Source organism: Shewanella canadensis, from assembly GCF_003966225.1.
GTDB classification, from domain to species: domain Bacteria; phylum Pseudomonadota; class Gammaproteobacteria; order Enterobacterales; family Shewanellaceae; genus Shewanella; species Shewanella canadensis.
Window position 1 is genome coordinate 79,622 of record NZ_RXNU01000012.1, and the last position, 13,740, is coordinate 93,361.

14 protein-coding genes are annotated in these 13,740 nt (G+C 46.4%); 8 read left to right on the top strand and 6 right to left on the bottom strand.

Annotation, left to right across the window (positions count from 1 at the left end; genetic code table 11):
* Window positions 1-41 precede the first annotated feature (41 nt).
* Window positions 42-920 (bottom strand): NAD(+) kinase, encoded by an 879-nt coding sequence (nadK, locus tag EKG38_RS18545; RefSeq protein WP_126521833.1) that lies wholly within the window; start codon window positions 918-920, stop codon window positions 42-44.
* 93 nt (window positions 921-1,013) lie between these two features.
* Here nadK and grpE point away from each other — a divergent pair, with 93 nt between their 5' ends.
* Entirely contained in the window at window positions 1,014-1,643 is a 630-nt protein-coding gene (grpE, locus tag EKG38_RS18550; protein ID WP_126521835.1) for a nucleotide exchange factor GrpE, read from the top strand.
* A gap of 119 nt (window positions 1,644-1,762) precedes the next feature.
* On the opposite strand, the gene dxs is transcribed toward grpE, so the two are convergent.
* Genes dxs through xseB form a run of 3 tightly spaced genes read right to left on the bottom strand, consistent with a single transcriptional unit; the run spans window position 1,763 to window position 4,770 of the window.
* Window positions 1,763-3,628, bottom strand: a complete 1,866-nt coding sequence (gene dxs / locus EKG38_RS18555; protein ID WP_126521837.1) for a 1-deoxy-D-xylulose-5-phosphate synthase — start codon at window positions 3,626-3,628, stop codon at window positions 1,763-1,765.
* A gap of 20 nt (window positions 3,629-3,648) precedes the next feature.
* Window positions 3,649-4,530, bottom strand: a complete 882-nt coding sequence (ispA, locus tag EKG38_RS18560; RefSeq protein ID WP_126521839.1) for a (2E,6E)-farnesyl diphosphate synthase — start codon at window positions 4,528-4,530, stop codon at window positions 3,649-3,651.
* Window positions 4,531-4,770 (bottom strand): exodeoxyribonuclease VII small subunit, encoded by a 240-nt coding sequence (xseB, locus tag EKG38_RS18565; protein WP_126505709.1) that lies wholly within the window; start codon window positions 4,768-4,770, stop codon window positions 4,531-4,533. It lies immediately after the preceding gene.
* 434 nt (window positions 4,771-5,204) lie between these two features.
* Here xseB and pomA point away from each other — a divergent pair, with 434 nt between their 5' ends.
* The 3 genes from pomA (at window position 5,205) to thiI (ending at window position 8,605) form a co-directional block, all read left to right on the top strand.
* On the top strand, window positions 5,205-5,972 hold the full coding sequence (gene pomA, locus EKG38_RS18570; protein WP_126521841.1) for a flagellar motor protein PomA: 768 nt from the start codon (window positions 5,205-5,207) through the stop codon (window positions 5,970-5,972).
* A gap of 4 nt (window positions 5,973-5,976) precedes the next feature.
* On the top strand, window positions 5,977-6,954 hold the full coding sequence (locus EKG38_RS18575; RefSeq protein ID WP_126521843.1) for a flagellar motor protein MotB: 978 nt from the start codon (window positions 5,977-5,979) through the stop codon (window positions 6,952-6,954).
* Window positions 6,955-7,150: 196 nt separating this feature from the next.
* Window positions 7,151-8,605, top strand: a complete 1,455-nt coding sequence (gene thiI, locus EKG38_RS18580) for a tRNA uracil 4-sulfurtransferase ThiI (protein WP_126521845.1) — start codon at window positions 7,151-7,153, stop codon at window positions 8,603-8,605.
* A 269-nt stretch (window positions 8,606-8,874) separates the two neighbouring features.
* Here thiI and EKG38_RS18585 read toward each other — a convergent pair whose 3' ends face one another.
* Window positions 8,875-9,102: a hypothetical protein gene (locus tag EKG38_RS18585; protein ID WP_126521847.1), complete on the bottom strand. Its 228-nt coding sequence runs from the start codon at window positions 9,100-9,102 to the stop codon at window positions 8,875-8,877.
* A 181-nt stretch (window positions 9,103-9,283) separates the two neighbouring features.
* On the opposite strand from EKG38_RS18585, the gene EKG38_RS18590 reads away from it, so the two are divergent.
* From EKG38_RS18590 to rlmM, 4 genes are all read left to right on the top strand, one after another.
* The gene (locus EKG38_RS18590; protein WP_126521849.1) at window positions 9,284-10,195 is read left to right on the top strand and encodes a transcriptional regulator GcvA; all 912 of its coding nucleotides are present in this window, start codon (window positions 9,284-9,286) and stop codon (window positions 10,193-10,195) included.
* The gene (locus tag EKG38_RS18595; RefSeq protein WP_126521851.1) at window positions 10,176-10,850 is read left to right on the top strand and encodes an alpha/beta fold hydrolase; all 675 of its coding nucleotides are present in this window, start codon (window positions 10,176-10,178) and stop codon (window positions 10,848-10,850) included. The genes EKG38_RS18590 and EKG38_RS18595 overlap by 20 nt, the downstream gene beginning before the upstream one ends.
* Complete coding sequence (locus EKG38_RS18600) at window positions 10,843-11,232, top strand: DUF423 domain-containing protein (protein ID WP_126521853.1); 390 nt, start codon at window positions 10,843-10,845, stop codon at window positions 11,230-11,232. Before EKG38_RS18595 ends, EKG38_RS18600 begins: the two co-directional genes overlap by 8 nt.
* A 118-nt stretch (window positions 11,233-11,350) precedes the next feature.
* Window positions 11,351-12,433, top strand: a complete 1,083-nt coding sequence (gene rlmM, locus EKG38_RS18605; protein ID WP_126521855.1) for a 23S rRNA (cytidine(2498)-2'-O)-methyltransferase RlmM — start codon at window positions 11,351-11,353, stop codon at window positions 12,431-12,433.
* Between the two features lie 247 nt (window positions 12,434-12,680).
* Here rlmM and EKG38_RS18610 read toward each other — a convergent pair whose 3' ends face one another.
* Window positions 12,681-13,688 (bottom strand): isocitrate dehydrogenase, encoded by a 1,008-nt coding sequence (locus EKG38_RS18610; RefSeq protein WP_126521857.1) that lies wholly within the window; start codon window positions 13,686-13,688, stop codon window positions 12,681-12,683.
* Between the last annotated feature and the right edge of the window lie 52 nt (window positions 13,689-13,740).

Genomic DNA, 13,740 nt, shown 5'->3' on the forward strand with positions numbered 1-13,740 from the left:
AAAAAAGCCGCTAACTTAGCGGCTTTTCTGTGTGGAAGCGATTAAAACAGTTTGCTGCCCCAACCAAGCTTGCTTCTCAGCACATGGAAATAGTTATGCCCTTTGGGGTGGATAAGCCTGAGGCGTTCTTGACTCCTTCGAACGATAATCTCATCGCCGGGCAGTACGGACAATGTGACGTGTCCGTCACAACTCACCTCCAGGTTATCACCGTTATCCGGTGAGACCACCAGTTTTATGGTGCTACTGGCATCGACCACGATTGGACGACAGGAGAGGGTATGAGGAAACATAGGGACTAGGATGAGGGCTTCAAGGTTCGGGGTCAGAATCGCTCCCCCAGCCGATAATGAATAGGCCGTAGAGCCTGTCGGCGTTGATACAATCATGCCGTCGGCGCGTTGGCTATACATGAAGTCGTCATCGATATAGACCTCAAATTCGATCATGTGGGCCACTTTTCCCGGGTGAAGCACGGCTTCATTCACGGCTGTATTGCTCGATTTCATATGGCCGTGGCGATGTACTTCAGTTTCGAGCAGGAATCTGTGTTCAGTCTTGAATTGTCCATCGAGCACTTCACCCAGCGCGGCCTCGAACGAATCGGGGGGAAGGTCGGTCAAAAATCCAAGATTACCACGGTTGACACCAATGACACCGATATCAAACCTGGCTAAGACTCGCGCCGCACCCAGCATATTACCATCACCGCCCACGACGATAGCGAGATCGCATTTTTCACCGATCTCGAGTAGATCGACTGACACAGCCTGAGGTCCTATATCGGCAGCGACTCTCTCTTCTACCAGGATGTCGAAGCCCTGCATCGTTAACCAGTGATGTAAACGTTTTAGGGTCAGGTTTGTGCCGTGGTGATTAGGCTTGCCAATCAGGCCAATAGATTGAAACGTTTTAGGCATATTTATCTTAGTGCTAGGGCTTGAAACCTTGAATGTGATCCCCATATTATCCTCAGAGCACGCAGAAACAAAGTATTTTTAGCTGGAGTTAGAATGAGCAACGATTCGAGTAAAGCGAAACAGAACCAAGTAGATGAAGCTGTTGAAGGTGAAATCATCACAGATAATGAAAATGAAACTGTTACAGGTGAAGCCAGTTTGATGGATGAACTTACTCAGGCAAACTTTCGTGTTGAAGAGCTGGAGCAGGCATTAGCAGCCGCGACAGCCAAAGTTGATGAGCAAAAAGATTCTGTTATCAGAGCCGCTGCCGAGGTTGATAATATTCGTCGTCGTGCCGCTATCGATGTTGAGAAAGCCCGCAAATTTGCCCTTGAAAAGTTTGCTAATGAACTTCTGCCGGTGATTGACAATATGGAGCGCGCGCTCCAGGGAACCGATGCTGAAGCTGAGGCGACTAAAGCTGTTTACGAAGGTGTAGAGTTAACACTGAAGAGCTTTATTGGTACGGTTGAAAAGTTTGGATTGAAAGTGGTTAACCCTCAGGGGGAACCCTTTAACCCAGAGCATCATCAGGCTATCGGTATGCAACCAAGCCCGGATTTTCCTGCAAACACAGTCATGATGGTTATGCAGAAAGGCTATACCCTTAACGAGCGTCTATTACGTCCGGCTATGGTCATGGTGTCTCAAGGCGGAGCTGCTGTAGATACACAGGCTTAATTGTTATTGAGGTCGAATCTTTTCCAGGAAACGACTTTGATTGATAATAAAAAGGACTGCATCTGCAGTCCTTTTTTATTGAGCGTTATCTAAGATATGCCCAAAGGTAAGCCTGAAGGCTACTTTAAGTATTCTTCAACCTGCTCCAGGATACCCGCAGCATCGAGTCTGAGTTCTGCAAGGATTTCACCCGATTCCCCATGTTTAATAAACTCATCGGGCAGGCCGATTTGAAGTACCGGCATCGGCTGTTTAAGCTGCTGCAGCAATTCGAGTACACCCGAACCTGCGCCGCCCATGATGGCATTTTCTTCGACGGTAACGAGTACGTCATGAGAATCGGCAAGCTGTTTAACCAACTCAACATCGAGAGGTTTGACAAAGCGCATATCGGCAACCGTCGCATCGAGAGATTCGGCGGCGGTTAATACATCGGCAAGCAGAGTTCCGAAGTTAAGAATCGCGACTTTCTTCCCCTGACGCTTGATTAAGCCTTTACCTATGGGTAAGGCTTGCATCTCTTCAACCTGAGTCTCACCTGTCGCGCTGCCTCTGGGGTAGCGAACTGCCGTAGGGCCTTCTCTGTAGCAATAACCGGTATAGAGCATCTGACGACACTCATTTTCATCCGATGGCGCCATTATGATCATATTCGGCACAGTACGCATAAAGCTAAGATCGAAGGCGCCTTGGTGTGTGGGACCGTCTGCACCGACAATACCGCCTCTGTCGATAGCGAATAATACGGGCAACTTCTGTAGCGCAACATCGTGAATAAGCTGATCATAACCACGCTGCAGGAAGGTCGAATAGATAGCCACTACGGGCTTTAATCCTTCACAAGCAAAACCAGCACCTAAGGTGACGGCGTGTTGCTCTGCAATGGCGGCATCGAAATATTGCTTAGGAAAACGTTGAGAGAACTCAACCATTCCAGAACCTTCACGCATGGCTGGTGTTATACCCAATACCTTGTCATCTTTCTCGGCGACATCGCACAACCATTTACCAAATACCTGTGAAAAGGTTGGGTTACTGGGTTTAGAAGCTGGCTTCTCAAAGGTCGAGGGATCAAATTTAGGCACGGCGTGCCAGCCGATGGGATCTTTCTCTGCCGGCTCATATCCACGACCTTTCTTGGTCATGATATGTAAAATTTGCGGGCCAGATAGATTACGCATATTGCGCATCGTTTCGACCAACGCATCAACATCATGGCCATCGATAGGGCCGATATAGTTAAAGCCCAGCTCTTCAAACATAGTGCCGGGAACCACCATGCCCTTGAGATGCTCTTCGGTACGCTTTGCCATCTCTTTGATGACCGGCAACCCTTCAAGGACCTTCTTACTACTCTCACGAATCGTAGTATAGAAACGTCCCGACATAAGTTGAGCCAGATGATTATTCAGCGCGCCGACATTCTCAGAGATAGACATCTCGTTGTCGTTGAGCACGACTAACATATCATTGTGCAGATCACCTGCGTGGTTCATGGCTTCAAACACCATGCCGCCGGTCATGGCACCATCACCGATGACTGAGACCACTTTGCGTCCGGCTTGCTCTTTGTCAGCGGCTACAGCCATTGCGAGCGCCGCGCTGATAGAGGTACCTGAGTGTCCCACGCTGAAGGTGTCGTACTCACTCTCTTCACGCCAAGGGAAAGGGTGTATTCCCCCTTTTTGACGTATGGTGTGCATCCTGTCACGGCGACCGGTCAGGATTTTATGTGGGTAGGCCTGGTGGCCAACATCCCAAATCAGACGGTCGAAGGGGGTGTTATAAACATAGTGAAGCGCTACGGTGAGCTCGACAGTTCCAAGCCCTGAAGCGAAGTGACCACTAGATTTACCCACAGATTTCAAAAGGAAACCTCTAAGCTCGTCTGCCAATTGAGGCAGTACTGCTTGAGGGAGCTGTCGTAGCTCATCAGGGGTATTAGCCTGTGCTAACACAGGGTAGTTAGATATATCCAAACTCATCGAGATAACTTGTCTCTTTATTATACTCTTCGCTCAATGATAAAACGGGCGAATTCGGCAATTAGCTGACTATTGTATGGTAATTTTGTCAGCGCTGATAGGGCATCATCAATCAAACTTTGGGCCGTGGCTTGTGCTCCTTCTAATCCCAGTAGTCTGGGATAGGTGCTCTTATTGGAGTCACAATCGGAACCCTGAGGTTTCCCCAGTTCTTCGGTGCTGGCGATGATATCGAGTACGTCATCCTGCACTTGAAATGCCAGCCCAATGGCATCGGCAAAATCCATCAACAAATTTTGCTCTTCTATACTGATAGCCGCTGCGATCATCGGCAGTTCAACCGCGCAACGGATCAGGGCGCCGGTTTTTAATTTATGCAGTTGGGTCAGTGTCGCTAAATCAATCTGCTTATTTGTTGCATTGAGATCCATAGCTTGACCGCCACACATCCCGGAATATCCTGAGGCCTTAGCTAAGGCTCTCACCATGGCCAGATTTTGGCTCGGTGTAATACCATCGATGGGCTCACAGATGCTTTCGAAGGCCAGGGCTTGCAGTGCATCACCCGCTAAGATCGCGGTAGCTTCGTCGAAGGCAATATGAACAGTAGGTTGCCCCCGGCGCAGAGCATCATCGTCCATAGCCGGAAGATCATCATGAATTAATGAATAAGCATGAACACATTCTATGGCGGCCGCGCAGGCGTCGAGTTTTTCTGGGGCAACATTCAGCATATCGCCGATGGCATAGACTAAGAATGGCCTGATACGCTTACCACCAATTAAAGCCCCATGCTTCATGGCCGATTGTAATTTTAGATCTGTGGTAGCTTGAGAGTCGATAATAGATTTAATTTGCTCATCGACACGTTGCTGATATTGAGAGATGGCTCTGGCTAACAATTATTCGCCCTCAGTTGCATAGGTCGCTAATGAGGCATTTTCATCCTCTTGCAGTAGGATCGCGACCTTTTGTTGAGCTTGTTCGAGTTTACCTTGGCTATTGCGAACAAGTTTTATACCACGTTCGAACTGTTTAAGTGCATCATCGAGGGAAACGTCGCCTTGTTCAAGATCTGACACAATACGTTCAAGTTCGCAAAGGGATTCTTCAAAAGTGAGGTTTTCAGGTTTTTTAGCCACGGTAACGTTTCCTAGAAAATTGCGTGTGACAAGGTATCTCAGGCGGCGACTAGGGTCAAATCGGGCTGCGGTAAATTTGTGCAATAGCACGCTTTATCGAGGTTTTTTTATAAAAAATTGAATTTGTAGCTAAACTTGCGTGTAAGCTGTCCGATAATTGAAAGTAGGACTTTTATTTTTTGAATAATTATTGAATCGACATTTTCGGTATCGGTTCGGTCCCTTTAATCACTTTACCCAATACCGCACATTCATTAACACTCTCATTTTGATGATTATACAAAAGGTATATACGATGAGATTAGTGTTAAAGTTGGGTATATTAACGTGTAAGAATACTTTGTGATATGGCACTTCTTGGCCGTATCAATAAAAACAACTTCATACTGATCGGATGGACCGCATCCGGAATCAGTTTCATTTAAGGAGCAGTTGTGGATTTAGCAACCCTGATAGGACTCATTGGCGCGTTTGGTTTTGTCATCATGGCGATGGTCAGCAGTGGTGGTATTGCCATTTTTATCGATGTTCCTTCGGTGCTGATTGTAATATGTGGTTCTCTTTTTGTCGTTATGATGAAGTACAACCTTAAACAGTTTCTTGGTTCCATAAAAATTGCCGCTAAAGCCTTCATGTTTAAGATTGATAAGCCCGACGCCTTAATTGAGCAATCGATCACTATGGCCGATGCCGCACGTAAGGGGGGCTTCTTAGCGTTAGAAGAAGCCGAAATCGGCAATAGCTTTATGCAAAAAGCGGTCGATATGCTTGTCGACGGTCATGATGGCGATGTGGTACGCGACGCACTCGAGAAAGATATCGCGCTCACCGAGGAGCGGCATAAATTGGGGGTCAGTATTTTCCAAGCCCTGGGAGACGTCGCCCCGGCGATGGGAATGATTGGTACCCTGATTGGTTTGGTGGCCATGTTGTCGAATATGGATGATCCTAAATCTATCGGGCCAGCGATGGCCGTGGCCTTGTTGACGACACTCTATGGTGCCGTTGTGGCAAATATGGTTGCGATCCCTATCGCAGGTAAACTTGAGCTACGAATGAAAGAGGAGATGCTGAACCGTAACCTCATTATGGATGCGGTGTTGGCGATTCAGGATGGGCAGAACCCTAGGGTTATCGAAGGCTTCCTAAAGAACTATATTTCAGAGAAGCAGCGAGAAATAGACACAACGGACGGGGAATAGCCCCATGGCAAAGAAGGAAAAGTGTGACTGTCCACCACCCGGAGCGCCGCTCTGGTTGGCAACCTTTGCCGATTTGATGTCACTCTTGATGTGTTTCTTCGTTCTGCTGTTGGCTTTCTCCGAAATGGATGTGATGAAGTTTAAGCAGATTGCGGGTTCGATGAAGTATGCATTTGGTGTACAGAATAAAGTCGAAGTAAAAGATATTCCTAAGGGAACCTCAGTCATAGCACTCGAGTTCAGACCCGGCCGCCCGGAGCCGACTCCCATCGAAATTATCAACCAGCAAACGAACGAGATGACAGAGCCTGTACTTGAGTATCAGGCCGGAGATGACGATAGCTCGGGTGGTGTGCAACAACAAAGGGGTGAGCAGCGTGGGGGAGAAGCCTCAGCGACTGCTCAGGAAGAGGCTGAGTCAAAGTCTGAGTCCAAATCTGAAGCTGAGGCGAAAGCAAAAGCCGAAGAAGAGTCAAAGGCTCAAGCCGCGGCACAAGATCAAATTAACGACGAAGTTAAGAAGATGGCTCAGGAGCTCAATAAGGAGATTGTCGATGGCGCTATCGAAATTGAATCTTTGGGTCAGCAGATCATCATCAGGATCCGTGAGAAGGGCGCTTTTTCATCGGGCTCAGGTTTCCTACAACCCAGATTTAAACCCGTTATACGCCGTGTGGGTGAGTTGCTCAAAGATGTGCCTGGGATTGTCACCGTATCGGGTCATACCGATGACATGCGGATCAGTAATGAGCTCTACAGTTCCAACTGGGATCTTTCCAGTAAACGAGCCGTAGCCGTTGCCCATGAACTCATTCGCGTCAAAGGATTTGATCAACGTAGAATGAAGGTCGTTGGCATGGCTAACTCAGATCCTTTGGTTGCCAATGATTCACCGGGAAATCGTGCACGTAATCGCCGGGTTGAGATTGCTATCGAACAGGGTAAACCCAAAGTTTCTGATGAAATTTTGGTAGGTCAGTAGCCTCACCATTCAACGACACTCTTAATGTTACGTCACAGAACTATTAAGGCTGGAAAAGGTAAATTTTCCAGCCTTATCTCCTTCAACTGAAAGAGCTCATCGCTGTTTCTGCCATTTCCCGATAGTCAAACATTCAATGATCTTGGTATAATGCGCGCAATATTGTTTAAACCCCACCCCCGTTCGGAATACCCTGATGAAATTTATCGTAAAACTATTTCCTGAAATCATGATGAAGAGCAAGCCGGTAAGAATGCGTTTTACCAAGATGCTTGAAACCAATATCCGAAATGTGCTTAAAAAAGTGGATGAGTCTGCCAAGGTTAAGCGTGAGTGGGATAAGATCATGGTGTTGGTTCCCAGCGATAGGCCCGACTTGGTTGAGGCTTTTGCCGACCGTTTGTCTTGTATTCCGGGTATTGCACACGTACTTCAGGTCAACGAAAGCACCTTTGAATCTGTTGATGACATCTATCAGCAAACCTTAGCTCTGTATAAAGAGCAACTCGTTGGGAAGACGTTCTGTGTGCGTGTAAAGCGTGTGGGTAACCATGACTTTAAGTCGATTGAAGTTGAACGCTATGTTGGTGGTGGTTTAAATCAATTCACTGAGGCTACCGGTGTTAAACTAAAAAATCCCGATATGACCATCAACTTAGAGATAGACAGAGAAAATCTCTATCTGGTTGTTAATCGTATTCAAGGTCTGGGTGGTTACCCTATGGCGACTCAGGAAGATGTACTGTCTCTTATCTCGGGTGGTTTTGACTCGGGCGTTTCCAGTTACCAGTTTATTAAACGTGGTTCCAGAACTCACTACTGTTTCTTTAACTTAGGTGGCGATCAACATGAGATTGGCGTTAAGCAGGTAGCGTATCATTTATGGCAGAAATACGGTGAGTCTCATAAGGTTAAGTTTATCTCTGTGCCTTTTGACCCGGTCGTTACCGAGATTCTGGAGAAAATTGATAATGGTCAAATGGGAGTTATCCTCAAGCGTATGATGATGCGCACGGCTGCAAGATTGGCTGATAAAATGGGGATCCAGGCGCTGGTAACCGGTGAAGCCATGGGGCAAGTGTCCAGCCAAACATTAACGAATTTGAATGTTATCGATCGTTGTACCGAACAGTTAATATTACGTCCGCTGATTGCGATGGATAAGCAAGATATTATTAACCTGAGTCGTAAGATAGGTACCGAAGATTTCTCTAAATCGATTCCTGAATATTGTGGGGTTATCTCGCAAAAGCCAACGGTTAAAGCGGTACTTTCAAAAATTGAAGCCGAAGAGCAAAAGTTCTCTGAGGATCTTATTGAACGTGTCCTGGAAACTGCCGAAATCATCGATATCAGAGAGATAGCAACCAGCATGGATACAAAGATAACAGAAACTGAAACGGTTGGTGACGTCAACTCTAATGAAGTTATCATTGATGTCAGAGCACCGGAAGAGGAGGAGAAAGATCCTCTGAAGCTTGAAGGTATTGAGATTAAAACGATTCCGTTTTTTAAGCTTGCAACTCAATTTGCGGATCTGGATAAAGCTAAAACTTATCTGCTATATTGCGATCGCGGCGTGATGAGTAAATTACAGGCCCTATACTTGCAAGAGCAGGGTTATGAGAACGTGAAGGTGTATCGTCCTTAAATCGCTCCTTAGAGGCTCACAAGCTCTATAGGCAATACAGGTAACACTATCAATAGCCGCAACTATCGTAATAGCTGCGGCTTTTTTATGTCTGCAGTAACATTCGCGGCTAAAGCCGCTCCTACATAAAGAATATCTTAACTCGTAGCTCGCAACTCTCAGTGCTCTGTCATGACCTTAAAACTTACCGCTTTCCCCTTTATTACAGACACAAAAAAACCGCGATGCTAGTATGAGTAGCGACGCGGCTTTTAACGAAGAGAGTTGATTTACTCTGCGCGAGTAACTACCACAGTCGTTTTATCTGTAGTCTCTTCTGCGATTAAAATAGTATTCATGTCTTCAGTCAGGTTGTTTTGCATCATCTCCATGCCTTCAGCCAGCTGAGCACTAATCGTTGCGTGTAGGTCAGCCGTATCGATAACCACTTCATCGGCGCTAACGGTCGTCGCAGTAGAGAGAAGAGCGAGAACAAAAACAGTTTTAAGGTTTAGCATATGGGTCGCCTCCGGGCGGACATTTCGGGTTGTCAGACACTCCCCGATTTCGTCGTAGAGGCTGCCTAACTTTATTCATTTCGTTGGCGCATAATTTAATCAAAATCACTTCCCTTAACAAACGATAAAATGTAACAATACGGATTAGAAAAACTAATCAAAAGATGGGATCCGGATCACTATGTCTAGACGTTTACCGCCATTAAATGCAGTGAAAGCATTCGAAGCAGCTGCGAGGCATCTAAGCTTTACCCGGGCAGCCGAAGAGCTCTTCGTAACTCAGGCTGCAGTGAGTCATCAAATAAAGGCTTTAGAAGAGTATTTAGGCCTGAAATTATTCCGTCGAAAGAACCGCTCTCTGCTATTAACTGAAGAGGGGCAGGGGTACTTTTTAGATATCAAAGACATCTTTGTTCAGTTGGCCGATGCAACAGACCGACTTCTTGCCAGAAGTGCCATAGGTTCACTGACAGTAAGCACTTCACCCAGTTTTGCAATTCAATGGTTAGTGCCTCGGTTGGCCAAATTCAGTGAGAATAACCCCGATATTGATGTTCGAATTAAGGCCGTCGATAATGAAGATAGCTCTTTGACTGATGATGTCGATGTTGCCATCTATTACGGACAGGGGAGTTGGGCCGGATTAAGAGCCGATAAGTTAAAAAATGAGGTGTTAATTCCCGTTTGTTCGCCCATGTTACTCAATGGTCCCAAGCCACTGGAGAAACCCAGTGACCTTAAAAATCATACGCTTTTACATGATATGAGTCGCCATGATTGGCTGGCATGGTTTAGGCAATGTGGGATTAATGATATTAATGTGAATCAGGGGCCCATATTTAGTCATTCTTCATTAGTTCTGCAAGCGGCGGCTCATGGACAAGGTGTTGCGCTGGGTTATAGCGTACTTGCCAGGCCCGATATTAAAGCGGGCAGACTGGTTTGCCCCTTCCCTGAAGTATTGGTGAGTAAGAACGCTTACTACTTGGTTTGTCAACAAAATCATTCAGATATAGGCAAAGTTGCGGCGTTTAGAGAGTGGATGCTAGACATGTTTGAAGAGGAGTCTCGCAGTGAGCTACTTCCTGGTTAAAGCGTGTCTGGAAGCGCAAGAATTGCTCCAGAGTGAGTGTGTAATCGAGGGTGACGTGAATGGGACTATCGTCATATTTACTCATGGAGCCGGGGCAAATATGCAATCTGACTTTATGGTTGAGATGACAAAGGGGTTATCGAATGCAGGCTTTGGGGTGGTACGTTTTAATTTTCCCTATATGCGTGCCAATGCCATCGATGGTAAACGTCGACCACCCGATCGTGCACCTAAACTGATTAAAGACTTCAATCTGCATATCGAGGCGATTAAAGCTGAGTACTCCCCCAAGCGAATTATTCTGATGGGAAAATCGATGGGCGGACGCATGGCAGCCATTGTTGCCGGGGATACCGATGTCGATGGTGTTATCTGTCTCGGGTACCCCTTTATTCCATTGAAGGGAGGGGAGCCAAGGCTGGATCCCATAGAGAACAGCCAGGCACCTATTTGTGTCATTCAAGGTGAGAGAGATAAATTTGGCGGCAGAGGGTTAGTCGATACCTGGCCTGTGATGAATAAGGTGAGCCTGCATTGGTTAACGGATGGCGATCATAGTTTTGCACCAAGGAAGTCGTCAGGTACGACGCAAGAAGCTAATCTAGCCACTGCGATCACACATTGTACTGATTTTATTCGGGGGTTAGATGCGTAAAGGTTTTCTATTGCTAGCGGCGCTGAGTGGTTTTATGGCGGTTGCTTTAGGTGCATTCGGTGCACATGGGTTAAAAAACGTCACGACCCCGGAGATGATTGCCATCTTTAACTTAGGTGTTGAGTATCAGTTTTATCATACCTTTGCTCTGATAGCCGTGGCCTTCTCCGGTCATTGGCTAAGCTCCAGATTGATCGATTGGGCCGGTTATCTGTTTATTGCCGGGATAGGACTATTTTCGGGGTCTCTTTATCTCTATGCCTTGTTAGGGGTTAAATGGACCGGCCCCATCACCCCTCTGGGAGGAGGCTGTTTCCTACTCGGTTGGTTATTGATCGCCTTGGCTGTGTGGCGAAACCGGGTAGTAGAGTTAAACGATTAAACTTATCTGTGGTTTAAACCATAGAAACAGACTTGTTTAGAAAACTGCATATACAGTGTAGAATGGCGGCCATTATATCGATTGTCGCCATTTTTATTGGCTGGTTCCAGGAATTTCAATGATTAACCTATTTTTGTTTTGCCGTGCAGGCTATGAGAAAGAGTGTGCCGCTGAGATACAGCATCACGCGGCTGAACTTGATATCGGTGGTTTTGTAAAAACCAATAAAAACGATGCTTATGTGATTTTTCAGTGCTTTCAGGCTGGTGATGCGACTGTCTTAGCGCAAAAGATCAAATTGGATTCTCTGATCTTCGCCAGACAGATGTTTGCAGCCAAAGCATTGCTGAAAAACCTGCCGGAAGATGACCGGATCACGCCAATCATGGAAGCGTTATCCGACGTTAGAAATGCCGGCGAGCTACGAGTCGAGACACCGGATACCAATGCAGCAAAAGAGCGAACGACTTTTTGTCGTAAATTTACTGTCCCATTAAGACAGAAGTTGAAGAACTCTGGAAACTTACTTAAAAAAGAGAGTCGCAGTCGCCCAATTATTCATGTCTGTTTTGTGGCTTCGGGAACGGCTTATGTTGGTTTTTCTTTTAGCAATAATAGCTCTCCCTATCCAATGGGGATCCCAAGACTGAAAATGGCCAGCGATGCGCCTAGCCGTTCAACACTTAAACTTGATGAAGCATTTATCCACTTTATTCCAGAAGAGGAAAAAGAGCTGAGATTAAGCAGCGGCATGCATTCGGTCGATCTTGGTGCCTGCCCAGGTGGTTGGACATATCAGCTTGTTCGTCGTGGTATGTTTGTCGCCGCAGTCGATAATGGAGCGATGGATGAAGGCCTAATGGAGACGGGGCAGGTTAAGCATTACCAGGCCGATGGTTTTCGTTTCGAGCCGCCACGTAAGAATATCTATTGGTTGGTCTGCGACATGATCGAGAAGCCTGCTCGGGTTGCCGAGCTGATTGAAGCGTGGGCGATCAATGGTTGGTTTAAAGAGGCGATGTTTAACCTTAAATTACCGATGAAGAGTCGCTATCAAGACGTGACGACTTTATTGGAGACCATGGCGACTGTGCTTAAAGAGAACGAGATAAAGAATTTCTCGATAAAATGTAAGCACCTCTATCATGATCGTGATGAGGTGACGGTTTACCTGAGTTTAAATCCGACTCAGGTTAGCTAATTAAGTTTTTATAGATTCAATAAAAAAGGCCCTATGTGAAAACATAGGGCCTTTTACGTCTGGAACGTTTATGCCTATTTCCCAAGGATGGATAGAAATAGGCTTTGCGTATGGAACGCTTATGCCTATTTCCCAAGGGTCTAAGATGTTCCCGACATCTTCAAGACATTCCCTCCTTCCTTGGAGGTCATGGGCAGAAATAGGCTTTGCGTATAGGCTGTTAGAACCTAGAACCTAGAATCTGCTTTTATAATCGTTCAATCACAGCTTGTGTGAAATCGGTCGTACCATGGGTACCACCCAAGTCGCGTGTAGTACGGTCGCCTTCGGCAATCACGGCGGTAACAGCAGCGCGGATCTTCTCAGCTTTATCTGCCATGCCCAGATACTCAAGCATCTGGATCGAGGCTAGAATCACCGATGTTGGGTTTGCTAGGTTTTTGCCGGCAATATCTGGAGCACTACCGTGAACCGCTTCAAAAATTGCCGCATCTTTACCTATGTTGGCACCAGGAGCCATACCTAAGCCACCGACTAAACCAGCACAGAGATCGGAAAGAATGTCACCGAAAAGGTTTGTCGTTACCATAACGTCAAAATTTTCAGGATTCATAACCAGTTTCATACACGTCGCATCGACGATCATCTCTTCGGTGATGATGTCAGGGTAACGTTGGCTGACTTCACGGGCGACTTTCAGGAAGAGTCCTGATGTCGACTTCATGATGTTAGCTTTATGAACGATAGTGACTTTCTTACGATTCTCTTTACGAGCGAGTTCATAAGCGAAAGTCGTGATCTGTTCGGCACCCTGGCGAGTAATAATACTTGTCGCTTCAGCCGTTGCGCCATCTTCCGAGACAGTCTGGCCCAGGCCTGAATACATACCTTCGGTGTTTTCACGGACAGTAATGATATCGATATTATCGTATCGTGCCTGAGTTCCTTTGAAAGAGAGAACCGGGCGAACATTTGCGTATAGGCTGAACTTCTTACGCAATGATACGTTGATAGAGGTAAAGCCCTCACCAACTGGCGTAGTCAATGGACCTTTCAGAGTGATACGGTTCTTCTCGATCATATCGAGGGTACGCTGGGGTACTAGCTCACCTTGCTTTTCAAGCGCGGCTAAACCTGCATCGGCAAATTCATATTCAAAATCGCAACCAGCTTTATCAAGAATTTTTATGGCTGCATCGATAATGCTTGGTCCAATCCCATCACCTGGGATCACGGTTATAGTTCTTTTTGACATGGAGAGTCCTTCCACGGTTTGTCGTTACTGCTATGTCTGGCCATGTCTAAAG

What these genes read in the sequence shown, in the direction of transcription:
- nadK (WP_126521833.1), bottom strand. Translation starts at nt 920, where the DNA reads ATGCCTAAAACGTTTCAATCTATTGGCCTGATTGGCAAGCCTAATCAC.
- grpE (WP_126521835.1), top strand. Translation starts at nt 1,014, where the DNA reads ATGAGCAACGATTCGAGTAAAGCGAAACAGAACCAAGTAGATGAAGCT.
- dxs (WP_126521837.1), bottom strand. Translation starts at nt 3,628, where the DNA reads ATGAGTTTGGATATATCTAACTACCCTGTGTTAGCACAGGCTAATACC.
- EKG38_RS18575 (WP_126521843.1), top strand. Translation starts at nt 5,977, where the DNA reads ATGGCAAAGAAGGAAAAGTGTGACTGTCCACCACCCGGAGCGCCGCTC.
- thiI (WP_126521845.1), top strand. Translation starts at nt 7,151, where the DNA reads ATGAAATTTATCGTAAAACTATTTCCTGAAATCATGATGAAGAGCAAG.
- EKG38_RS18585 (WP_126521847.1), bottom strand. Translation starts at nt 9,102, where the DNA reads ATGCTAAACCTTAAAACTGTTTTTGTTCTCGCTCTTCTCTCTACTGCG.
- EKG38_RS18590 (WP_126521849.1), top strand. Translation starts at nt 9,284, where the DNA reads ATGTCTAGACGTTTACCGCCATTAAATGCAGTGAAAGCATTCGAAGCA.
- EKG38_RS18600 (WP_126521853.1), top strand. Translation starts at nt 10,843, where the DNA reads ATGCGTAAAGGTTTTCTATTGCTAGCGGCGCTGAGTGGTTTTATGGCG.
- rlmM (WP_126521855.1), top strand. Translation starts at nt 11,351, where the DNA reads ATGATTAACCTATTTTTGTTTTGCCGTGCAGGCTATGAGAAAGAGTGT.
- EKG38_RS18610 (WP_126521857.1), bottom strand. Translation starts at nt 13,688, where the DNA reads ATGTCAAAAAGAACTATAACCGTGATCCCAGGTGATGGGATTGGACCA.